A 22092-nucleotide genomic window follows, 5' to 3' on the forward strand; every position below is an offset into this window, starting at 1 on the left:
AACGTGCGGGCTGAATTCGCATAATGGGGGGATTTTATGTTTTTAGCCAACCGAAGGAATTCTCCCCATGCCTCAGCGTACCGTCTTTTTCGTCTCCGACGGCACCGGCATCACCGCCGAGACCTTTGGCAACGCCATTTTGGCGCAGTTCGATTTCCAGCCGCATCGGGTGCGCCTGCCCTTTATCGACTCGCCTGACAAGGCGCATCAAGCGGTACGGCAGATCAACCACGTGGGTGAAGTCGAAGGCAGGACACCCCTGGTTTTCACCACGCTGGTGGACAAGGAAGTCCTGAACGTTATCCGCACTGGCTGTAAGGGAATGCTGCTGGACATGTTCGGCACATTCGTCCATCCGATCGAGCTTGAACTGGGTATCAAGAGCCTGCATCGCGTGGGACGCTTCTCGGATGTCAGCAAAAGTCAGGCCTACCATGACCGCATAGAGGCAATCAACTACAGCCTGGCGCACGACGATGGCCAGAGTAACCGCGACTTGGCGGCGGCCGATGTGATCCTGGTGGGCGTGAGCCGCAGCGGAAAAACCCCCACCAGCCTCTATCTGGCGATGCAGCACGGGCTGAAGGCCGCCAATTACCCCCTGATCCCCGAGGATTTCGAGCGCCAGCAACTCCCTCCTGCACTCGCGGCACACCGCAAGAAGCTCTTCGGGCTGACCATCGCGCCCGAACGGCTGTCCGAAATCCGCTCCGAACGCCGCCCCAATTCGCGTTATGCGGATCTGGAGAATTGCCGTATGGAGGTGGCAGAGGCCGAAGCCATGATGCGCCGCTCAGGCATCCGCTGGCTCTCCACGACAACCAAGTCGATTGAGGAGATTGCCACCACCATCCTGCAAGAGCTACGGCCAGAACGGCTGAGCTACTGACACAGTATGCAGATTAAAGCCCCAGCGCCGCGATGCCGGCGCGGGCGATCTGTGCGTCTTCGCTCGATTTGACGCCACTCACGCCCACGGCACCCAGGCATTCGCCGTCTTTCATGATCGGCACGCCACCCTCTAGCATTCCCTCGATCTGCGGCGCGGAGAGGAAAGAGTAACGGCCACCGTTGATCATGTCTTCGTAGATCTTGCTCTCGCGCCGCCCCAACGCCGCGGTGCGTGCTTTTGCCTGCGCAATATAGGTACTCACTGGCGCCACCCCATCCAGGCGCTGCAGGTGCAGCAGATGGCCGCCCTCGTCCGCAATGGCAATGACCACAGCCCAATGATTCTTCACGGCCTCGGCTTCGGCGGCAGCGGCAATGGCCTTGGCGTCTGCAAGTTCGAGCGTGTGCTTGGTTTTCATGGTCCAGTCCTCAGATGATCAGATACAAAAAAGATACAGGAGCATAGCCTCTTCAGGGTATCTACAGGTCTCTCTCAGCGCATTGATTTTCACAATACAAAAACACATTTCGGGACGCTGCACGCATCTTTTTGATTTTCAAGGGAATTTTTCATTCTTTCCGTACTCCATACGTACAATGGGACGCTGAGCCGCTGTTGCAGCGTCTTGCATTCCTTTACCTTAGCTTTACTTGCTTTTCGTTCACCACCAAGAGGAGAACCCAACGCATGAATGATCGAGTCCAACCTTTCGGCTACGCTGACGCCTCTGGCGGCGGCCTGGTCTCACAAGAGCAGCGCAACAAAGTGCTGCGCAACACCTACTGGCTGCTGGCGCTCAGCCTCGTGCCCACCGTACTGGGTGCATGGCTTGGCGTGGCCACGGGCATCACACGCAGCCTGACAGGCGGCGTCGGTCTGATCGTTTTCCTGGCAGGCGCCTTCGGCTTCATGTTCGCCATCGAGAAGACCAAGAACTCTGCTGCCGGCGTGCCGGTCCTGCTGGGCTTCACCTTCTTCATGGGCCTGATGCTCTCGCGCATGATCGCCATGGTGCTGGGCTTCAAGAACGGCTCCGAGCTGGTCATGACCGCCATGGGCGGCACGGCAGGCGTATTCTTTGTCATGGCCAGCCTGGCCAGCGTGATCAAGCGCGACATTTCCGGCATGGGCAAATGGCTCTTCGTCGGTGCGCTGGTCATCGTGGTGGGCGCCATCGTCAACGTGTTCGTCGGCTCCACGACCGGCATGCTGGTCATCAGCACCCTGGCCATTGGCGTGTTCAGCTTGTTCATGCTGTATGACCTCAAGCGCATCATCGATGGCGGCGAGACCAACTACATCAGCGCCACATTGGCTCTGTACCTGGACATTTTCAACGTGTTCCAGAGTCTGCTGGCCATCCTGGGCATCACCAGCGGCAACGACTGACGCCCTGATCCTCCACAAGGGCCCCAAAAATGGGGCCCTTTTCTTTGGATCTAAAAAAATCTTTGCAATCCAGATGGCCGCACTCAGGATATGCCTCATCTGGCAGCTATAATGCGTAGTTCGCGGTGGCTATAGCTCAGTTGGTAGAGTCCCAGATTGTGATTCTGGTTGTCGTGGGTTCGAGTCCCATTAGCCACCCCACCCTATAGAAGAAAGCCCGCTACATCCGTAGCGGGCTTTTTGTTTGTGGCCTTCCTTTAATTCGAGCCCCACCAAACACCGCTCCAAGCTCCTATAAACTGAGGCGCCCACCATCGGGCTTCATCTGGAGCATTCCATGCGCAAGTTCTTGATTCTGGCGGCCCTGGCAACCGCATTCGCCAGCCCAGCCTTTGCCGCCAACAAGCAACAGGAAGTCATGAAATCCTGCAACACCGCCGCCACCGGCAAGAAAGGTGACGAGCGCAAAGCGTTCATGAAATCCTGCCTCTCTGACGGGCGCAAAGCGCAGCAGGAAAAAATGAAGACCTGCAACGCAGATGCCGCCGGCAAAAAAGGTGATGAGCGCAAGGCGTTCATGTCTCAGTGCTTAAGCAAATAGAAAACGCTTGCAGTCGCAGGAGGCGCGTCACGCACGAGCCTTCCACATGGTGACTATTCTTTCATTCACGCGATAGGCAGCAGGTCTGCGTCACCTTTCCAGCGCCCCTGGATCCTCTTCCGCGTGAGAATATGACAAAAAAAGTCCCGGGATCTGCGGGACTCTTTTCAGTCTGCTGGCCAGCCCCTTGTATGGAGCCAGCCAGAAACAAATCCATCAACGCTCGGCGGCAGTCACCGGCAGTTCGAGGGATGGCGTTGGCACCAGGATTTCAGCCTTGTAGCGAGTCTTCAGCATGTCGTAGTACGCCATCGCTTCCGCCGTACCCCAAACCTGCTCGTAACGAAGAAGCTCCTGCGCAGCCACATCGGCCGCGGGGGCAGTTCTTGGAACGATCTTGTTGACCCGGGTCACGGCGTATCCCTCTAACCCTAGATCAACACCCACGAAAACCGGCGGCTTGGTGGCGTCTGCCCGCAACACGGCTTCCACCAGTTTGGCAGATTGTTCGTGCGGATTCTCACGCGAAAGCACGACGGGCGCGGGCAGCGTGGTGGCGCTGTCGGGCTTGGCACGCCAGGCAGCCAGGCGAGCTTCGCCTTCCTTGCGAGCCATCTCGGCGCCGCGGTCCTTGATGAAAGCGGCGCGCACTTGGTCCTTCACTTCGGCGAAAGGCTTGGCGTGCGCTGCGGTGTATTGCGTGATCCGGCCTGCAGCCAGTTGGTTAGGACCGATTTCAATAGCTTCCGTATTGCGCTTTTTGCTGAGAGATTCAGACGAGAACAGCGCTGACAGGAACTTGGAGGAAGCCAGTGCCCCGCTGGCACCAGTCGCGGGTGCGCGCGCCACGTTGTTCGCGGTTTGAACAGGCAGCTTCAGCTTGTCTGCAACGGGCTGCAGGCTGTCAGGCTGCTCGAACACGCCGTTGGTGAAGTTCTCACCCATTTCGCTGAACTGGCGCTGCGCCTGCTCGGTACGCATCTGCTCTTCCAGCTTCGGACGCAACTCCTGGAAAGACGGAATCACCGCGGGCTTGATATCCGTCAGTTCGATGATGTGATAGCCGAACTCGCTCTCCACCACGCCACTGACATCGCCTTTCTTGGCCAGTTCGTAGGTGGTCTTGCTGATGGTGGGATCAATGCCCTTGTCGCTTTGGAAGAAGCCCAGATCGCCACCATTGGGGGCGCTCATGTCATCTTGCGAGGAGCTTTTGGCCACAGCGGCAAAGCTGCCAGGCGTTTTCTTGATTTCGGCCAGCAACTCTTCCGCCTTGGCCTTGGCTTTCTCGCGTTCGGCAGCCGGAGCCCCCTTGGGCGCATTGATCAGGATGTGGCTGGCGCGCCGTTCTTCCTTGGTACCGAAAGCGGCCGCGTTCTGGTCGTAGTAGGTCTTGAGTTCCTGCTCGCTCACGGGCACTGACTTCTTGACGCTCGCCAGATCCAGCACGATGTATTCGATGTTGGCCGACTCAGGCGCCTGGTACTGGGCAACATGGCTCTTGTAGTAGCCCTCGAGGTCGGCATCCGTCGGATTGATCTTGCTCGCGAAATCAGCCGGGGAGAAACGCGCGATCTGCACTTCACGCTGCTCCAGGAAAGCGCCGAGCGCCAAATCCGACTGCGCCTGGCTGGCCAGCCCGCTGGCCACCACACCACCCAATACCTGACGCGCGGAAAGATCAGCACGCACGTTGGCTTCGAAGCTTTCAGGCGTGTGGCCCTGGCGCGCCAGCAACTGGCGGTACAGGTCCATGTCCAGCGAGCCATCCGGCTTGCGCAACGAGGCAATGGTGGAATCGTTCTGCAGCTCGGCAGTCAGGCGCGCGTCGGTAGCCACCAGATGCTCATTGGTGGCGGCAGCGGCAAGCACACGGTCTCGCACCAGGCGTTCCAGCGTGCTGTATTTCATGGCCGGGGTATCCAGCATGCGCAGGTCGATGTTGGGATTGGCCGCACGCAAGCGATCGATTTCCTGCCGGTGCGCATTGTCCCATTCCGTCTGCGTGATGTTTTTGCCGTCTACGCGGGCCACCTTGCCGGTGCCTTCGTTCATGCGGCTGTAGCCATCGATGCCGAACAAGACAAACGATGGAATGACCAACAGGAACAGGACCACCATGATGATCCTGGTGTGGTTACGAACAAAATTGAACATGCACGAAACTCTGTTTGGCTGACCGAAATAGAAAAGGCGAACCACTGTTCGCCTTCGTTTTGGTGGGATTTGGAGCCATTTTACTTCTTTAGCCCCACCCCTCAGAACGCAGCGCGCCAGCCAGCCTGCGCAACCCTGGCCGCCTCGAAAGCATTGATGTCAAAATTAGTTACATTGATGCATATCCGCCATGAGCGAGGAGGCCATCCATGACACAGAAAATCGTGCAGATCAGCGCTGGACGAGACCGCTCCATCGCGCTGGACAACGAAGGACGCGCCTGGGGCTGGGGCAGCGTGAAAGTACTGGGCGCGGCATTGCCTCCCGGCTATCCTGCGGACTTGTGCCTTTCCAACCCGACCGAAATTGGCCACAACCGGTATGCGCAACCGGTACCGCAGCGCCTGAATCCAGAAGGTCTGCCCTTTGCCCTGGTCGCCGACGGCCATGCGGATACAGTCGCCGTACGCCGCGAAGGTACCGTTCTAGCGTGCCGCCCCGTGGTGTCGCCTGAACACGGTGTACAGCGCGCGCCTGTCGCCGGCCTGCCCGGATCGCCCACACAAGTGGTGCAAACCGAATCGGCCGCATTTGCGTTGTATGCCGACGGCACAGTGTGGTCCTGGGGCATGCGGGTGCAAGGACAGCTGGGGCGCGACAGCGACAGCCTGATGGCCGCCCCGAAAAGCATCGATGCGCTCCCTCCTGTGGCCTCGCTGGCAGCCGGCCATGGCCATGTGCTGGCGCTTGACCGCAAGGGCCGTGTCTGGACCTGGGGTGCCAACGCGGCAGGCCAATTGGGCCAAGGCGACCTGATTCAGAAAGGCGTCCCGCGGAAGCTCGATTTGCCGGTGCGCATACGCCGTATTGCCGCGGGCGACACGCACAGCCTTGCGGTAGATGATGCGGCGCGCCTATGGGCCTGGGGCTCCAACCATCATGGCCAGGCTGGCGAACTGAACGCACGCCACATTTCCCGGCCTACCCGGGTAGGCACACAGTTTCCCGTCGCCCAGATCGATGGCGGCATGTTCTATTCCGTGGCCACCTCGGTCCACGGCGACGTCTTTGCCTGGGGATGGAACGGACTGGGGCAACTCGGCGCGCAAGTGCCCTCCGCATCCGCTCGCCCCGTGCGCTTGAAAGCCCTGAGCCGTGTCACACAGCTTTCGGCGGGAACCAGTCATGTTCTGGCGCTCAGCGAGCAAGGCGTGCACGCGTGGGGCAACAACCGCTGTTCCGCCTGCGGGGATTTCCCGTCCGTCGAGGTACTGCCTCGTCCCAGCCTTGTAGCCCTTGCTTGAAAGACGGTGCCATGACCTCTTCGAATTCCCTCGAAAACACCAGCCGGCCTTTCGCGCAGCCACGCCGCCGCGACGTTCTTCAATGGATGTTTGGCCTGACGGCTGGCACAGCCGTGTTGCCCTTGGCCGGTTGTGGCGGCAGTGGCAGCGATGCCGCCACCGAAGACACGCTCCCCGAGCCGCAGGTGCTGACGGCCGCCAATGGCAAGCTGGAACTGGAGCTCAAGGCCCAGTACACCACCCAAGCACTGGACATCGCACTGAGCCAGGCGCCGGCCTACCCCGGCGTATCAACCCGGACCGCCACCTATCTGCGCAGTTTCAACGGGCGTTATGCGGCCCCCACGCTGGTGCTGAGCCAGGGTGACACCCTGCGCATCCTGCTGAACAACCAGTTGCCGCCGAACACCCGGCAAACGGGCGTGGGCTATCTGAACTTCCAGAACAGCACGAACCTTCACTTTCATGGCCTGCACGTGGACCCCCGCGAGATCCGCCCTGGGGTTTTTGGAGACTACGTGGTCGATACCGCCGAAGGCGGGGTGCTGCCGGGGCAGACCCGGCAGCACGAGCTGGCCATTCCTTCCGACCACACCAACGGCATCTACTGGTATCACCCTCACCTGCACGGATCGTCGAACGTGCAGGTCTCAAGCGGCATGTTTGGCGCCATCATCATTCGCGACCCGTCCGACCGCTTCATTACCTCGCCCGACATCCGCGAGCGCGTGATTCATGTGCACAAGCTCAACCTAAATGACGGACGCACGGACTCCTTCAAGGACTCCGTCAATGCCCCGACCTCCGCCTTTCTGCTGAACGGGGCCTACCAGCCCACCATCGTGATGCGGCCGGGTGAAGTGCAGAACTGGCATCTGATCAATACATCCTCGTTCTACCCTTTCAATCCAGTGCTTGATGGGCACACGCTCTGGGGCTACGCCAAGGACGGCAACGTCTACGATCGCCGGTTCAAGCCTATGAACGCCGAAACCACAGGCCAGTTTGACGACGCCCACTGGCCGGGGAATGCACTTTTTCCGGGCAACCGCCACTCACTGGTCGTCAAGGCCAGCGATACACCCGGCACCTACTATCTGCGCGCCATGAAGGCGCCGTCCAGCGAGGTGGATGAAGAAATCGTGGCGCGTGTGGTGGTGGAGGGCTCGCCGATGAGCACCCCCTGCCGTCCGCGTCCGATCTGCCACGCTACGACGATCACATTCCGATTACGGATCAGGAGCTGGCGGACCATGGCGGCAAGCAGCGCAATCTGGTCCTGGCCGTGCTCAACAAGGACGATGAGCGGGTGATGAAACCTATCCCTGAAGGTGAAGACTGGTTCGCGCCGCCCGAGGAAGGTTTCATGACGGACAGCGTCTTTGCAGCCGGCTCAGTGGGAAGTAAGCTCATCCCCTTTCAGTCTTCGCTGACGGTCACCCAGACCGTAGCGCTCAATGCCGTCGAGGAGTGGACCATTCATAGTCTCAATGGCTACCCGCATCCATTTCACATCCACGTGAATGACAGCTACGTCGTGAAGATCAATGGCAACCCAGTCACGCCGTTCTGGGCAGACACCATACCGGTCCCCATCAATGGCAACGTGACCTTCCGTATGCGCTTTTCAGACTTCTCCGGCAAGTTTGTATGGCATTGCCACGCCCTGGATCATGAGGACATGGGCATGATGCAATTGGTGGACGTGGTGGCCTGATCAAGCTGAAAGGGCAACGAAAAAGGGCTTAGATCTCTCTAAGCCCTTCTCGTTTTTTTGACGTTTTTAGGTGGTGGGTGCTAACGGGGTCGAACCGCTGACCTACGCCTTGTAAGGGCGCCGCTCTACCAACTGAGCTAAGCACCCCACCGGATAACGCCGGAATTAGTTCAGTGCATCCTTCAAGGCTTTGCCCGGACGGAATTTTGGCACCTTTGCTGCCTTGATTTTAATCGTTGCGCCAGTACGCGGGTTACGGCCCGAGCGTGCCGCCCGCTTGCCAACGGCAAACGTGCCGAAGCCAACCAGTGAAACAGTACCGCCCTTGCGCAAAGTTGTCTTGACGGCTCCGATTGTAGCTTCCAATGCACGGGTGGCCGCAGCCTTGGAAATATCTGCGTTCTTGGCAATGTGTTCGATCAGCTCGGTTTTGTTCACAAAGGTGCCCCTCGTTTCAAGAATTGTGAATTTGGTCAAGCAACTCTGGACGCGCATTGGATGCGCTGCCCATATTCTTCCCTATTGCTCGGCCGGCCATTTCAGCGCTGAATGTGGTTTGTGTCCACAGCCAGTCCATGTGTCGCCAGCGAACCGCTGAATCACCAGCGAGGGAGCATTCTAGACCGAATTACTCGTCTCACTGTGCTGAATCACTCTACATATGCGCATGCGCAACACTACACAACACATGCTCACACTTTAGGTGCCCTGACCACCAGGCTCACCCCTACTGCCGTCAACGCGGTGCCGAGTATGGTCGTCGCGGTAATGGGCTCACTGAACAGCACCCAGGCGATAAGTGCCGTGGTGGGGGGCACCAGGTACATCAGGCTGGCCACGGAGGCCGCCGCGCCGCGCTGGATCAGCATATAAAGCAGCGAGCTGCCACCCAGCGTGAGACCCAGTACCGACCACGCCATGGCGCCAACGACCTCGGCATTCCATTGCACCGAATCAGGCTCGAGCCATGCCAGGGGCGCGGTCATCAGAGCCGCTGCCAGCAACTGCACGGCGTTGGCGCTGCGTACATCGCAGGGTTTGACGAATTGTTTTTGATAGAGCGTGCCGGCGGTGATGGCCACCAGCGCCACGAGTGCCCACGCCATGTTAGTGACGGTCACGTGATCATTCGGGCTGCCATGGGTGAGCTTGTTCGACACCACAAGCACCAGACCGGCAAAGCCCAGCAACAAGCCAAGCCACTGCCGGCCGCTGACCCGGTGAGCGGCTCCGCCCGCAGAAGAAAGCCAGATGGCTGTCAGCACGGGCTGGATACCGACGATCAGCGACGAGAGCCCGGAACCCATGCCGCCCTTGACTGCCGCCCACACGCCTCCCAGGTAGAGCCCGTGCATCAGCATGCCAGTGATGCCCAGGTGAACCCATTGGAGCCCGGTTTGCGGCCAGCGCACGCCCGCCATCACGATCCAGAGCGTGAAGCAGACCACGGACAGCAGGTAGCGCAGTAGCAGGAACGTGAACGGCGGCGCATAGGGCATGGCGTAGCGCGCCACGATGAAGCCCGTGGACCAGATGAGGACGAACACCGCAGGCATGCTGCGGATCAAGGTGCGGCTATCGGCAGTGCCGCTCATTTCGCATGAGCGCGAATGTCCGGAAGCGCCTTCTGCAGGTAATAGATCATCGACCACACGGTGAGCACGGCAGCTATCCAGATGAGCACCGTGCCCCAAAGACGTGTATCGATCAGATCGAACACTCGGCCATCGTAGAGGAGGAAAGGGATGGCGACCATTTGCACCGCGGTCTTGACCTTGCCGAGCATGTGCACCGCCACGCTCCTGCTGGCACCGATCTTGGCCATCCATTCGCGCAGCGCCGAGATCGCGATTTCGCGGCCGATGATGATGAGCGCCACGAACACATCGGCACGCTGCAGGTGCACCAGCACCAGCAGTGACGCGCACACCAGGAATTTATCGGCCACTGGATCGAGGAAAGCGCCGAACGAGGACGTCTGGTTGAGCCGGCGTGCCAGGAAGCCGTCGAGCCAGTCCGTCCAGGCGAAGACGATGAACATCGCGGTGGCCACCAGGTTGCGAGTTTCGGCCGCCAACGGCAGGTAGAACACCCCGACGATGAGCGGAATCGCAACGATGCGTGTCCAAGTCAGGATCGTGGGGATGGTGAAGAACATGGCAAGGATTGTGGCATGACCGAAAGGAAATCAATGCAACGCCCGATATATCTCCTCAGCCAGTTGCCGCGAAACCCCTTCCACCGTGGCCAAATCTTCCACGCTGGCAGCCTCCACACCACGCACTCCGCCAAAACGCTGCAGCAGGCGCGCACGGCGCTTGGGGCCGATGCCGGGGATTTCCTCGATACGGCTGCCGCCCACGCGCACCCGGGCGCGTTGCGCGCGCATGCCGGTAATGGCAAAGCGGTGGGCCTCGTCGCGGATCTGGGCGACCAGCATCAGCGCAGCTGAATCCATGCCGAGATACACGGTTTCACGCCCATCGGCGAACACCAGCTCCTCCAGCCCCACTTTGCGGCCTTCGCCTTTCTTGACGCCGACGATCAGCGAGAGATCCAGGCCCAGGGAGGCAAAAACCTCGCGCGCCATCGCGACCTGCCCCTTGCCGCCGTCCACCAGCACCAGATCAGGCATGCGCGCGGCGGAGGAGGTGTCCTCGGCCTGCATGGCTTCCGCGACCTTGCCGTACCGGCGCTGCAGTACCTGGCGCATGGCGGCATAGTCATCGCCCGGGGTGATTCCCTCGATCTTGTAGCGCCGGTATTCACCGGCCTGCATGCGATGGCTTTGGAACACCACGCAACTGGCCTGCGTGGCCTCGCCAGCGGTGTGGCTGATGTCGAAGCACTCGATGCGCAGTTGCTCGATGTTGTCTGGCGCCAGATCCAGCGCTTCCACCAGCGCCCGAGTGCGGGCCTGCTGCGAGCCCTCTTCCGCGAGCAGCCGCGCCAGTTGCAGCGCCGCATTCTGCTGGGCCATTTCCAGCCACACACGGCGCTGGCCGCGCGGCGCGTGCTGGGCGCTGATTTTTGTGCCGAGCTCTTCCGACAGCGCCTTGAGCAACGCAGCGCTCACAGGCTCACTGGTGATCAGCGAGGCCGGCACGGGTACACCCAGGTAATGCTGCGCGATGAAGGCATGCAGCACCTGCGCCTCCACGGTACGCTGCTCCTCATCGTCCCGTTCCGCTGCCAGGGCCTGCGCATCTTCCACATGCGTGGGAAAGTAGGCCCTGTCTCCCAAATGCCGCCCGCCGCGCACCATGGCGAGGTTGACGCAGGCCCGCCCGCCCTGCACCTTCACGGCCAGGATGTCGGCATCGGCATCCGACCCCACTTCCACCGCCTGCTGGTGCAGCACGCGCGAGAGCGCCTGCATCTGGTTGCGTATCTCGGCGGCCTGCTCGAACTCCAGCGCGGCCGAATGCGCCATCATGCGGCTTTCAAGCGTTTGCAGCACGGTCTGCGTTTCGCCGCGCAGGAATTGCTCGGCATGCCGCACATCACGCGCATAGTCCTCCACGCTGATGTGGCGCACACAAGGCCCCGTGCAGCGCTTGATCTGATAGAGCAGGCAAGGCCGGGTGCGGTTGGCGAACACGGTGTCTTCACAGGTGCGCAGGCGGAAGACCTTCTGCAGCAACAGAATGGTTTCCTTGACGGCCCAAGCCCCCGGATAGGGGCCAAAGTAGCGGTGCCGCTTGTCGGTGGCGCCGCGGTAATACGCGATGCGGGCATAGGCATCAGGTGCAGGAGAACCGGTGCCGTCGTCTTGCGGCGCTTTCAGGCCGCTCCCGGTGATCTTGAGATAGGGATAGCTCTTGTCGTCGCGAAAGATGATGTTGTAGCGCGGCGCCAGCGTCTTGATGAGGTTGTTCTCAAGAATCAGCGCTTCGGCTTCCGAACGCACCACTGTGGTGTCGAGCCGGGCGATCTTGCTCACCATGTGGCCGATGCGGGTGCCGCCGTGGTTCTTCTGAAAATAGCTGGACACACGCTTTTTCAGGTTGCGGGCCTTGCCCACATAAAGCACCTGGTCGGCCGCGTCGTAATAGCGGTACACCCCAGGCAAGCCGGGCAACGAGGCCACCTGAGCCAAAAGCTCGGGACTGTGGGCAGGCAGCGCCTCGGAAGGCGTGGGGCTCTCTGGTATTTCTGGCAACGGCGGAAAATCGCTCATGGCGGAAGTTTAGGCACAATGCGGCGCGTGCATGATTCCACGCCCCTTCTCACCTGGGATATCTTCTGCAAGGTCGTCGATAACCATGGCGACCTAGGGGTCTGCTGGCGCCTGTCTGCCCAGTTGGCAGCACAGGGCCAGCGCGTGCGCTTATGGGTGGACGATGCCGGTGCCCTGCCCTGGATGGCCCCTGGCGCGCTCGAGGGGCATTGGCCCGGCGTACAGGTCATGCCCTGGCGCCAGCCCATGCCCGCCCTTGATCTTGAAGGCCTGCCATTGGCCGATGTCTGGATCGAAGCCTTCGGCTGCGAGGTCCCGCCCGAATTCCTCGCGTGCTTCATGCCGGCGGTTGAATCCGCCGGCCAGGCGCCGGTCTGGATCAATCTTGAATACCTGAGTGCCGAAAGCTACGTGGAGCGCATGCACTGCCTGCCCTCACCCGTGCTGCAAGGATCTGCGGCAGGACAAACCAAATGGTTTTTCTATCCAGGCTTCACTCCGCGCACGGGAGGCCTTCTGCGCGAACCCGATCTGGAAGCCCGCCAGGCGGCATTCGACCGGGCAGCCTGGCTGGCAGCGCACCAGATTGCCTGGCACGGCGAACGCCTGGTTTCCTTGTTCTGTTATGAGCCCAAGGCGTTGGGCGGCTGGCTGAATCAGTTGGCCCAAGGCCCGGAACCGACGCGCATGCTCGTCACGCCAGGGCGTGCCGCGGCGGCCGTCCAGGCCGCGCTCTCCGGCCAGCAAGCTCAAAGGGAACCTCCTCAGTGGGGATCTCTGTCGTTCTCGTACCTGCCTTACTTGCCCCATGGCGCTTACGACGAGTTGCTGTGGGCATGCGATCTGAATTTTGTGCGCGGGGAAGACTCCGTGGTACGGGCCCTCTGGGCAGGCAAACCCTTTGTGTGGCATATCTACCCGCAAGACGATGACGCCCACCATGCCAAGCTGGATGCTTTCCTGAACTGGCTGGATGCGCCCAGCTCATTGCGGCATTTTCACCACACTTGGAACGCCATCAGCCCCGAGCCTTTACCCGTGCCGGACCTGCCCGTCTGGCATGCCCGCGTGCAGGCGGCCCGCGAACGGCTGCGCCTGCAGGAGGGCCTAGCCTCGCAGTTAATGCAGTTTGTAGCCGAAAAGCGATAGAATTCAAGGCTTTGCGGAAATTGCCGGACCGCCCTGGTGTGCCAGAGTGCTCAGTTCGCCACCTTTTCGCCTCCGCTGCAGCGCGCCAGGATCAACAGACACCCCCAGTGCATGAGCAGCGCTGCTCATCCTTCACTCACTGGAACATAGCTATGAAAATCGCCCAGGAAATCCGCGCCGGCAACGTCATCATGCACGGCAAGGACCCGATGATCGTTCTTCGCACCGAATATGCCCGCGGCGGCCGCGGCGCTGCCACCGTGCGCATGAAGCTCAAGGCCTTGCTCAACAACATGGGCACCGAAGTCGTCTTCAAGGCCGACGACAAGATGGACCAGGTCATCCTAGACCACAAGGAATGCACCTACTCCTACTTTGCCGACCCTATGTACGTCTTCATGGACGGTGAGTACAACCAGTACGAAGTCGAAGCCGGCAACATGGGCGACGCGCTGAACTACCTGGAAGACGGCATGGCCGTTGAAGTGGTGTTCTACGACGGCAAGGCCATCTCCGTCGAACTGCCCACTTCCATCGAGCGTGAAATCACCTGGACCGAGCCCGCTGTGAAGGGCGACACCTCCGGCAAGGTGCTGAAGCCCGCCAAGATCTCCACCGGCTTTGAAATCCCGGTGCCGCTGTTCGTCTCCCAAGGCGACCGGATCGAAATCGACACCCGCACTGGCGAATACCGCAAGCGCGTCTGAAGGCAACCGCCCGAAACGGCGGTCACCCTCCATGAAAAAGGCTCCGAAAGGGGCCTTTTTCATTTGAAGCAAGGCATTCATGCTGGGTTTCTAGCTTCTTTTATCATAGCGATCATGGACACCACCGAAGACATCAAGGACTCATCCCACTCTTCGCTTGCCGATGCCTGGGCTGAACTACAGGCCCACGCCGATCACGGCGAGCCTCTGGAGCCGGACGCCTACCGCCTGGCCTTCGCCGATCCCGAATTCCTGCTGCGCAAGGAAATCCGCGGCATCCGCTTTCAGTTGGAACTGCTTAAGCCCGAACTGGGTCTGCAGGCTGCTGGCGTGCACAACACCATCGTGGTATTTGGCAGCGCCCGCTTCGTGTCGCCAGATGCCGCAGAAACCCAACTTGCCGCCGCTCGCGTACAGGGTGATCCGCAGCTCATCGCCCTGGCTGAGCGAGCACTGCGCACCTCTGCGTACTACGAGCAATCGCGGGAATTCGGCCGACTGGTGGCTCAGTACAGCCTCAGGCTGCCCCAGGAAGAGAAGCTGTTCATCTGTACCGGCGGCGGGCCAGGCATCATGGAAGCAGCCAATCGAGGCTCCCACGATGTGGGTGTACCGTCTGTCAGCTTGAACATTGCTCTGCCGCATGAACAATCGGCCAACCCCTACGTCACGCCGAGCCTGTCGTTCAAGTTCCACTATTTCGCGCTGCGCAAAATGCACTTCCTGATGCGCGCAAAGGCACTCATCGTGTTTCCCGGGGGATTCGGCACATTGGATGAGCTATTCGAGGTGCTTACCCTCGTGCAGACAAAGAAAGCCAAGCCTGTTCCCATCGTGCTGTGCGGCCGCGACTACTGGAGCCGCATGCTGCACCTGGATACGCTGGTCGACGAAGGCACCATCTCGCCCGACGACCTGCATCTGTTCACCACGGTAGACACGGCCGCCGAAGCATGGTCGGTGGTTCAGAATTTCTACAAGCTGTAGGCGCCTTCCTCAAGAAAAGGGCAGTTGTTCATCCGATCGGAGAGCGCGACACTTCGCGCACCGATCGAAGTCGTACGGTGCGCTGAAAGAACAGGCTATTGGGCACGCGTAGCCAACTAGGCTCCTTTCCAGGCTCAGCCTCTTCACGCAAGGTGGTGTAGATGAGGTTGATGTCCATCACCTCGCCGCCAAGCCCTGGCTTGTCGCCCCCTTCAAGCAGCTCTATGTGGTCGTGCAGTCCAAACGGGCGCGTCACGAAAATCAACAGAGCGCAGAAGATGTTGGAGAGCACGCTCCAGGCCGCGAAGAAGGCAACTGCGGCCACAGTGGCGAAGCCGGTGAACGCCGTCCAGATCACCGTGCCCGAAACGCCCAGCCGGTCCATGATCAGCAACAGCGCTGCGCTGATAAGAATAAAGCTCACCAGCCGCCGGCTGCCGACGATCAGCTCAAGCGGGAGCTGCTTTTCCCGGCCTAGCCGATTGATGAACCGGTGCAACAAGGAGCGCAGCAGCAACGCTGCCAGGATCACCAAGGCCGACTGCAAGCCGATGGCAATGAGATCGATCCACGGATGAGCCCAACCGGGCAGAATATCTTTCAAGTGTGTCATCAAGGATGGGAGTCATAGGCGTGCCAATTGCTCTCGCGCGAAAAGCATCGAGCCTCTTGGCTCAGCGAATCGAGCGTAGCGCCGGCCTGGGATATACCGGCGTATTCGCCGGATTAGGGCGTGTTCCCACTAAATTCGCCCCCGCGCCGGGGACTGCCGCGCTGTAGTGCAAGGCGCGCCTTGCCGCCAAGGTGCGATCCTTGGCAAGAGGCGCAACGCAGCAATACGGCGCGGCAGTCCCCGGCCCGAAGGGTGAGGTATTGGCCAGCCGCACTCGGCGTTGCCAACCCTCGCCGGGTGTCCAACCCGGCTGCGGTTGGCGCCTTGATTGCCGCTGGCCAATACCTCACGCGGGGGCGAATTTAGTGGGAACACGCCCTAGCTTGAAGCGATGAGCGTTTCGCGGAGAACTCGCTTCAGCACCTTGCCATAGCTGTTCTTCGGAAGCGCATCTTCCCACACATAACGCTTCGGCCGCTTGAACCGGGCGATGCGCTCAAGGCAGTGAGCATCCAGTTCCTGCTCGGCAACGGAAGCTCCCACGGCTTTGACCACAAAGGCCACGACCACCTCCCCCCATTCGGCGTCGGGCACCCCCACCACGCAAACTTCCGACACGGCCGGATGCGTCAGCAAGGCCTCTTCAACCTCTCGTGGATAGATGTTGGTGCCGCCGCTGATCACTACATCCTTGCTGCGGTCGCGCAGCGTCAGGTAGCCTTGCTCGTCCAGCGAGCCCATGTCGCCGGTGTAGAGCCAGCCATCACGCAAGGCATCCGCCGTCCCCTTCGGATTGCGCCAGTAACCCGCCATCACCACATCGCTGCGGCAGATGATCTCACCTGTCTCACCGGCAGGCAGATCGCGGCCATTCCCATCCACCACACGAACCTGCGTGCCGGTTCGCGCGATACCCACCGAGCCGAGCAGGCTGGCCTCGCGGCTCTCATGATCGGCCCGCCGCAGCCAGGTGATCGTCATCGGCGATTCGCCCTGTCCATAGATTTGCACGAAAACCTGGCCGAATGCCGCAAGAGCCTTGTTCAGTTCCTCGACGTACATGGGACCGCCGCCATAGATGATGGTGCGCAGCCCCGACGGCCTGCGGCCCCCAGCCGCCTCTGCCGCGAGGCGAAGTCGCTGCACCATGGTAGGCGCAAGGAAGGCTCCGCAGCCGGGATGCGCGTCGCACAGATCGAGAAATGTGTCTGGCTCAAATCCCGGTGGGTCAGGAATCACCTGCCGGGCACCCCGGGCCACATAAGCCGGAATGTAGATCCCCGAACCATGCGACATGGGCGCTGCATGGATCTGGCTGCAGGTCTCGTCGATGGCCTCCACATCGGCAAGGTGCGACACCGTCATGGCGATCAGGTTGCGCTGCGTCAGCATGGCGCCCTTGCTCCGGCCAGTGGTGCCGCTGGTGTAGAACAGCCACGCCAGCGCTTCAGGTTCGGTCGTGCGGGGCTCCGCAGGCGCGCCGCTGAAAAACGCTTCGTAGCCCGCTTCGCCGATGGTGATCACCCGATCGCCCGAGTGCGGCAGCGCCTCACGCAACCCCGGCGCAAGCGCTGGCGAAGCGAATAGCCAGGACGGCTCCGCATCCTGCGCAATCTCAGCGACTTCTCGGGGATGCAACTTATAGTTCAAGGGAACAACAGCGCTGCCAGCAGCCCAGGCGCCGAAAACCAGTTCCAGATACTCTGGACAGTTCTCGCTGAAGATGGCGATGCGCAGCGGCTCAGCGCCCAGGGCACCTGCCAACCGCAGAGCCCGATCGTGCAGCTGTGCCCAACTTTGCACGCAGCGTGTTCCGCTGAACACCGCCTTGGCCTCTGGCCAGCGCCGCGCAGTGCTTTCGAGTAGAGAGAAGAGGTTCATAGCCTTGATTACTTCCACACGCCTCTCAAGAAACTGCCATCCCAAAAGCAAGCACCGCTTCCATGACTATTTGCCAGTCAGCGTCGCCATCTCCTCCAAGCTGGCAGGCTAACCAGCATGATAGTGGGTTGCTCGCGAATCACGGCAATCCGTGGCACCAGTCAGCAATCAACCGGCAACAGGCACGCTTGTGCTCTGGTTGGTCGAAGAGGTAGTGCTTGGCACCCTGGATCGGTGTGAGCCATTTCCTCTCGTGCTTCACGCCTTCATACAGCATCCTTGCATGACCGGGGTAACAGCCAGGATCCGCCGTTCCATAGATCACATGCACCGGAACTTGCACGGTATTCAAACGCTCCGGTCCATTGCCGTTGGAAAGGCGCATGCTCCATTGCGACAGCCATGAACGCAAACTCGTATAGTGCCCGATCGACGCGGGAATGAAGTTGGCGACTGCAGGCGGCCCCCATTGCGTGGTAGCCGCTCGATCGGAAGGATCCAGTGTCAGATCGACGTTGCGTGGATCCGCCATGGTGCCGTGCACCACAAAGGGAAGATCATCCACCCGGCCGTCTGTCTTCTCTTTCAGCAACGCCAATTGGTCGAGTGCCCATTGCGTGATGCGCTCACTGCGGGCCAATTGAGCTGCTTTGTAACGGTCCAGAAAGGCCGACGTATAGGGAGGTTTGTTATCCGCGTGGAAGAGATCCAGCTCGGGGTCGCGACGGAACGGGTCATGCTCATCCCAAATGGCGGGATCCAGCTTCTCGGTGAGCACGATGTTGCGCCCCGGGTGGGCCATGAGCATGATGAGCGCGTCGGCTGGCGGCAGATCGGCCCTGGTCAGATCCGGCGCCCCCCGCGGGCGGCGCTGTGATGGTCGGCTTTTCGGCCTGGTTCTGATAGAGCGCCACCAACCCTCCCCCGCCTGAGTTGCCGATCAGCACCACGCGCTGATACCCCTCGTTGCGCAGATGGCGGATGACGGAACCTATATCCACCACGCAGTGCTCCAGCAGCAGCATGGCCTCATTGCCTATGTAGCGCGTGCTCATGCCAATAGCGTCCACGCCGCATTCGGCCAAGGCATCCAGCGCGTAGTGCCCCATGAAGTTCGATGAGGGGTGAACCACCACCACGGCGGTCCTGGCGATAGGGCCGCCGATACCGGACGCCCGGTGCCGCGTGCACCATAGCAGGCCTGCACGGCGGGCCACGCCAGATTGCACATCCATATCCCCCATGCTCTGCATGGGAACGGCCAGGAGCTCACGCCGGTTCATTTTCAAGTTCATTTCTTGCATCAGCGTGCATTCCAGGAGGTGTAGTAATCAGCGCGTTCACTGCCCAACGCGGCCCCGCCGAGGAGCAGCGGCTTGAAGGTGTCGAGCATCACGGCGCACTCTTCGGTATGTTTGCCCACGCGTGCCGCGCCGCCCTGGTAGGCATCGGGATGTGGTCCATGGATGTGGCCCGCAGGGTGCAAGCTCAAGGCCCCGCGTTCGATGCCGCTGCCTTTGCGGCTGAAGAAATTGCCTTCCGCATAGAAAATCAGCTCGTCCGAATCCACGTTCGAGTGATAGGAAGGGATGGGCATGGCCCGCGGGTCATAGTCGAGCATCCGGGGCACGAAGTTGCAGAACACGCAACCGGGTGCCTCGAACACCTGATGGACCGGGGGCGGCCTGTGAAAGCTGCCCGTGATCGGGGAAAAATCGGCGATGTTCAGCGCATACGGGTAGTTGCAGCCAAACCAGCCCACCACATCGAAAGGATGGCGCTGGTAGGTGTAGCGAGTCAGGCCGTTGCGGTTCTTGACCAGCACATCGACTTCACTGCCCTCCATCAGCAACGGTCCCTGTGGCCGGCGCAAGTCGAGTTCGGAGTAAGGGGCTTCCTGGTTGTATTGGCCGTAAGCCGTCAAGTAGCGCCGAGGCGGCCGCACATGACCCGCAGTCTCGAAGACCAGTGCGCGAAACGGCTCACGACCTGTAGGCACCCAGCGGTGCGTGGTTGCCTTGGGGATGACCACGTAATCCCCGCGAGCCACATCGATGCTGCCGAAAACCGTCTCCAGGCGTGCGGCACCATCGTGCACATAGAGCAACTCGCCTCCCACGGCATTGCGATAGAGAGACGAAGGCCTTTCACTGACCATGAACGAAACCCGCACGTCCACGTTACCGCAGAGCACTGTGCGGTCCAGCACGGGATCGGCCGTGGCCTGCAGGTTCGCGGTGGTGAAAAGGCGTGGCAGCAGCGGGTGATTGGGCGTGAGCTCTTCCTCAGCGCAAGCCATGAGATCGCACTGCGTCACGGCCGAGGGCGCGTAGCGATGGTAGAGCAGTGACATGTTCGAGGAGAAACCCTCTTCGCCCATCACCTCCGCCGCATAGAGGCCACCTTCAGGACGTTGGAATTGGGAGAAGCGCTTGCGTGGGATATCACCCACTTGCATGAAATAGGGCATGGCGAGAACAAGAGCAAATGAAGGAATGTGATGGCGCCGAGCGTATAGAGCAGCCCCAAAAGTGTCATCCGGGTTTACGACAATAAAATAAAACACTGTTCCAAAATAATATCGCCATCCAGTTGATCGCGGCAAGGCGCGATCCGATCGAGGACGAGATGGAACTGACTTTCGAGGAGTACTTTCCCTACACGCACTACGCGGCCGCCGTGCCCGAGTTGTCCAAGGGCCGCGAAACAAAGCGGCACCGCGTGGTCATTGCCGGCGGTGGCCCCACGGGGCTGGCCCTGGCCCTGGGCCTGGCCAATCATGGTGTGGCCAGTGTGGTGCTGGAATCTGACGATACGGTGTGTTCAGGCAGCCGGGCCGGAGCCTTCACGCGCCGTACGCTGGAAATCCTGGAACAACTGGGCGTCATTGATGAAGTGATGAGAACGGGCCATTCCTGGAGCACGGGCTGGACCTACTTTCGCGATCGGGAAGTCTTCCGGCTGCAGATGCCGCATGACGACAGCCAGAAATACCCGCCGGCCATCAGCCACCTGCAGAACTACATCGAGCAATGCCTGGTGCATGCAGCCGAGCGCCGCAGCGACCTTATTGATTTGCGCTGGCAAAGCCGCGTGCATCAGATGGAGCAGCTTGAGAGCGGTGTTCGGGTGACGGTGCAAACCCCACAGGAAAGCTACACCCTGGAGACCGACTGGCTGGTGGCATGCGATGGTGGCCGCAGCACCGTACGAGAACTCATGGAGTTGCGGATGCAGGGCCAGCGGCATGAAGGCCGTTACGTCATCATCGATATCCGCATCGATACCGAAGGCCTGCCCGTAGGACGCCGCTGCTGGTTCGATCCGCCGTCCAAGCCAGGCGGGACCTTGCTCATGTACAAGAAGCCCGGCGGCATGCTGCGCTTCGACTATCAACTGCGGGACGAGGACGACGAGGCAGAGGAAATGAAACCCGAGCGCGTGTTCGCTCAGGTCGACAGGCACCTGCAAATGATGGGGATCCACAAGAAATGGAAACCAGTCTGGATGAGCCTGTACCGGGCCAGCGCCCTCACCCTTGAGCGCTACCGGCACGGGAGGGTCTTGTTCGCAGGCGATGCGGCCCACCTGGTCCCGATCTTCGGTGTGCGCGGAATGAACTCGGCCATCGATGATGCACACAACCTGGCATGGAAACTCGCTTACGTGGTGCGTGGATTAGCCGGTGCGCCTTTGCTCGAGACCTACAGCCAAGAACGCGTCTATGCGGCCCGCGAAAACCACCGCTTTGCCTCCAAGAGCGCCGAGTTCATGGCCCCTCCCACACCCGCAGCCCGTCTGATGCGCGATGCGGTACTCTCCCTGTGCACCAGTGACCCTTGGTTTAGCAGCCTCGTCAATCCGCGGCAGCACTCAGCCATTCCGTTGGTGTCATCGCCCTTGAATATGCCAGGGGATGTGTCCGATGTCTTCCATTGCGGCCCACGTCCTGGTGACATCCTGGCCGAGTGCCCGCTTGAGTTGAAGGGCCAGCCAGGCCACCTCAGCGATCTGCTGGGACCACGGTTCACCCTGCTCCACTTCAGCGTTTCGGGTGTCTTGCCTGTCGAATGGAAAGACACCACTGCCACGCTGTCATCTCGTGTGCCACTACAAGCTCACACGATCGCACGCGCCAAGTCCGAGCATGCGTCTGCGGTCGATGTCTCAGGCCGCCTCTTCACCATGTACGACGCCGCACCCGGCACGATCTATCTCGTACGGCCGGACGGTCACATCATGGGCCGCTGGAAACATCCGTCCCCTTCCGTACTCGAGGAAGCCTTGGCGCGAGCTCTGCAAACCGAAACGGAGACATTGTGATGAACGACGAAGATCTGGACGTGCTCTACACCAAGCTGTGCGAAAGGATGGGATCACTTGATCCGTCACAGGTGCAAATGGTGTTGGCTCGGCTGGCACTGCTCCTGATGAAACGCGTGGACGCCAGACAAGCCGTGGACGAAGCGATCGAACTCGCTCTCCAGGTGGAGTAGGGCCTTGAAGCGCCCCAAG

At 60.7% G+C, this 22092-nt stretch carries 22 protein-coding genes and 2 tRNA genes; 12 read left to right on the plus strand and 12 right to left on the minus strand.

Annotated features, from left to right (window positions below):
* Nucleotides 1–67 precede the first annotated feature (67 nt).
* A complete protein-coding gene (ppsR, locus tag WJU18_RS23520) occupies nucleotides 68–889 on the plus strand; it encodes a posphoenolpyruvate synthetase regulatory kinase/phosphorylase PpsR (protein WP_423456020.1) in 822 nt (273 codons plus the stop codon).
* A 13-nt stretch (nucleotides 890–902) separates the two neighbouring features.
* On the opposite strand, the gene WJU18_RS23525 is transcribed toward ppsR, so the two are convergent.
* A complete protein-coding gene (locus tag WJU18_RS23525) occupies nucleotides 903–1310 on the minus strand; it encodes a GlcG/HbpS family heme-binding protein (RefSeq protein ID WP_423456022.1) in 408 nt (135 codons plus the stop codon).
* 269 nt (nucleotides 1311–1579) lie between these two features.
* Between WJU18_RS23525 and WJU18_RS23530 the strand changes: the two genes are divergently transcribed.
* The 3 genes from WJU18_RS23530 to WJU18_RS23540 all read left to right on the plus strand — a co-directional run bounded on the left by WJU18_RS23530 (nucleotide 1580) and on the right by WJU18_RS23540 (nucleotide 2882).
* Complete coding sequence (locus WJU18_RS23530) at nucleotides 1580–2281, plus strand: Bax inhibitor-1/YccA family protein (RefSeq protein ID WP_423456024.1); 702 nt, start codon at nucleotides 1580–1582, stop codon at nucleotides 2279–2281.
* 125 nt (nucleotides 2282–2406) lie between these two features.
* Nucleotides 2407–2482, plus strand: a tRNA-His gene (locus WJU18_RS23535).
* A gap of 136 nt (nucleotides 2483–2618) precedes the next feature.
* Complete coding sequence (locus tag WJU18_RS23540; protein WP_423456026.1) at nucleotides 2619–2882, plus strand: PsiF family protein; 264 nt, start codon at nucleotides 2619–2621, stop codon at nucleotides 2880–2882.
* 216 nt (nucleotides 2883–3098) lie between these two features.
* Here the strand turns inward: WJU18_RS23540 and WJU18_RS23545 are convergent, their stop codons facing one another.
* Nucleotides 3099–5039 carry a SurA N-terminal domain-containing protein gene (locus tag WJU18_RS23545; RefSeq protein ID WP_423456027.1) on the minus strand — a complete coding sequence of 647 codons (1941 nt, stop codon included), beginning with the start codon at nucleotides 5037–5039 and terminating at the stop codon, nucleotides 3099–3101.
* A gap of 209 nt (nucleotides 5040–5248) precedes the next feature.
* Here WJU18_RS23545 and WJU18_RS23550 point away from each other — a divergent pair, with 209 nt between their 5' ends.
* The 3 genes from WJU18_RS23550 to WJU18_RS23560 are packed head-to-tail and all read left to right on the plus strand — an operon-like array spanning nucleotide 5249 to nucleotide 8060.
* The gene (locus WJU18_RS23550) at nucleotides 5249–6343 is read left to right on the plus strand and encodes an RCC1 domain-containing protein (RefSeq protein WP_423456028.1); all 1095 of its coding nucleotides are present in this window, start codon (nucleotides 5249–5251) and stop codon (nucleotides 6341–6343) included.
* Between the two features lie 11 nt (nucleotides 6344–6354).
* Nucleotides 6355–7656 (plus strand): multicopper oxidase family protein, encoded by a 1302-nt coding sequence (locus tag WJU18_RS23555; protein WP_423456029.1) that lies wholly within the window; start codon nucleotides 6355–6357, stop codon nucleotides 7654–7656.
* Nucleotides 7656–8060: a multicopper oxidase domain-containing protein gene (locus tag WJU18_RS23560; RefSeq protein WP_423456031.1), complete on the plus strand. Its 405-nt coding sequence runs from the start codon at nucleotides 7656–7658 to the stop codon at nucleotides 8058–8060. Before WJU18_RS23555 ends, WJU18_RS23560 begins: the two co-directional genes overlap by 1 nt.
* Nucleotides 8061–8131: 71 nt before the next feature.
* On the opposite strand, the gene WJU18_RS23565 is transcribed toward WJU18_RS23560, so the two are convergent.
* The 5 genes from WJU18_RS23565 to uvrC form a co-directional block, all read right to left on the minus strand.
* Nucleotides 8132–8207: transfer RNA gene (locus WJU18_RS23565), tRNA-Val, on the minus strand.
* Between the two features lie 18 nt (nucleotides 8208–8225).
* The gene (locus WJU18_RS23570; protein WP_124862790.1) at nucleotides 8226–8498 is read right to left on the minus strand and encodes an HU family DNA-binding protein; all 273 of its coding nucleotides are present in this window, start codon (nucleotides 8496–8498) and stop codon (nucleotides 8226–8228) included.
* 254 nt (nucleotides 8499–8752) lie between these two features.
* Nucleotides 8753–9655: a DMT family transporter gene (locus WJU18_RS23575; protein WP_423456033.1), complete on the minus strand. Its 903-nt coding sequence runs from the start codon at nucleotides 9653–9655 to the stop codon at nucleotides 8753–8755.
* A complete protein-coding gene (gene pgsA / locus WJU18_RS23580; protein WP_423456035.1) occupies nucleotides 9652–10218 on the minus strand; it encodes a CDP-diacylglycerol--glycerol-3-phosphate 3-phosphatidyltransferase in 567 nt (188 codons plus the stop codon). The genes WJU18_RS23575 and pgsA overlap by 4 nt, the downstream gene beginning before the upstream one ends.
* Before the next feature lie 30 nt (nucleotides 10219–10248).
* Nucleotides 10249–12240, minus strand: coding sequence for an excinuclease ABC subunit UvrC (uvrC, locus tag WJU18_RS23585; protein WP_423456037.1), 1992 nt, complete (start codon nucleotides 12238–12240; stop codon nucleotides 10249–10251).
* Nucleotides 12241–12267: 27 nt separating this feature from the next.
* Between uvrC and earP the strand changes: the two genes are divergently transcribed.
* From earP to WJU18_RS23600, 3 genes are all read left to right on the plus strand, one after another.
* Nucleotides 12268–13389 (plus strand): elongation factor P maturation arginine rhamnosyltransferase EarP, encoded by a 1122-nt coding sequence (gene earP, locus WJU18_RS23590; RefSeq protein ID WP_423456038.1) that lies wholly within the window; start codon nucleotides 12268–12270, stop codon nucleotides 13387–13389.
* Between the two features lie 152 nt (nucleotides 13390–13541).
* Entirely contained in the window at nucleotides 13542–14096 is a 555-nt protein-coding gene (gene efp, locus WJU18_RS23595) for an elongation factor P (protein ID WP_423456040.1), read from the plus strand.
* Between the two features lie 114 nt (nucleotides 14097–14210).
* A complete protein-coding gene (locus WJU18_RS23600; protein ID WP_423456041.1) occupies nucleotides 14211–15083 on the plus strand; it encodes a TIGR00730 family Rossman fold protein in 873 nt (290 codons plus the stop codon).
* 28 nt (nucleotides 15084–15111) lie between these two features.
* On the opposite strand, the gene WJU18_RS23605 is transcribed toward WJU18_RS23600, so the two are convergent.
* The 5 genes from WJU18_RS23605 to WJU18_RS23625 all read right to left on the minus strand — a co-directional run bounded on the left by WJU18_RS23605 (nucleotide 15112) and on the right by WJU18_RS23625 (nucleotide 20035).
* Nucleotides 15112–15696, minus strand: coding sequence for a mechanosensitive ion channel domain-containing protein (locus WJU18_RS23605; RefSeq protein WP_423456043.1), 585 nt, complete (start codon nucleotides 15694–15696; stop codon nucleotides 15112–15114).
* 378 nt (nucleotides 15697–16074) lie between these two features.
* Complete coding sequence (locus WJU18_RS23610; RefSeq protein ID WP_423456045.1) at nucleotides 16075–17577, minus strand: AMP-binding protein; 1503 nt, start codon at nucleotides 17575–17577, stop codon at nucleotides 16075–16077.
* Between the two features lie 139 nt (nucleotides 17578–17716).
* Nucleotides 17717–18385 (minus strand): alpha/beta fold hydrolase, encoded by a 669-nt coding sequence (locus WJU18_RS23615; RefSeq protein ID WP_423456047.1) that lies wholly within the window; start codon nucleotides 18383–18385, stop codon nucleotides 17717–17719.
* Nucleotides 18318–18881, minus strand: coding sequence for a hypothetical protein (locus tag WJU18_RS23620; protein WP_423456049.1), 564 nt, complete (start codon nucleotides 18879–18881; stop codon nucleotides 18318–18320). Before WJU18_RS23620 ends, WJU18_RS23615 begins: the two co-directional genes overlap by 68 nt.
* The gene (locus WJU18_RS23625; protein ID WP_423456050.1) at nucleotides 18881–20035 is read right to left on the minus strand and encodes a homogentisate 1,2-dioxygenase; all 1155 of its coding nucleotides are present in this window, start codon (nucleotides 20033–20035) and stop codon (nucleotides 18881–18883) included. The genes WJU18_RS23620 and WJU18_RS23625 overlap by 1 nt, the downstream gene beginning before the upstream one ends.
* Before the next feature lie 170 nt (nucleotides 20036–20205).
* Here WJU18_RS23625 and WJU18_RS23630 point away from each other — a divergent pair, with 170 nt between their 5' ends.
* Both WJU18_RS23630 and WJU18_RS23635 read left to right on the plus strand, forming a co-directional pair.
* Entirely contained in the window at nucleotides 20206–21900 is a 1695-nt protein-coding gene (locus WJU18_RS23630) for an FAD-dependent monooxygenase (protein WP_423456053.1), read from the plus strand.
* Nucleotides 21900–22073, plus strand: a complete 174-nt coding sequence (locus tag WJU18_RS23635; protein WP_423456054.1) for a hypothetical protein — start codon at nucleotides 21900–21902, stop codon at nucleotides 22071–22073. Before WJU18_RS23630 ends, WJU18_RS23635 begins: the two co-directional genes overlap by 1 nt.
* Nucleotides 22074–22092 lie beyond the last annotated feature (19 nt).

The sequence above is a fragment of the Ottowia sp. VDI28 genome (assembly GCF_049532675.1).
Taxonomy (GTDB): domain Bacteria; phylum Pseudomonadota; class Gammaproteobacteria; order Burkholderiales; family Burkholderiaceae_C; genus Ottowia.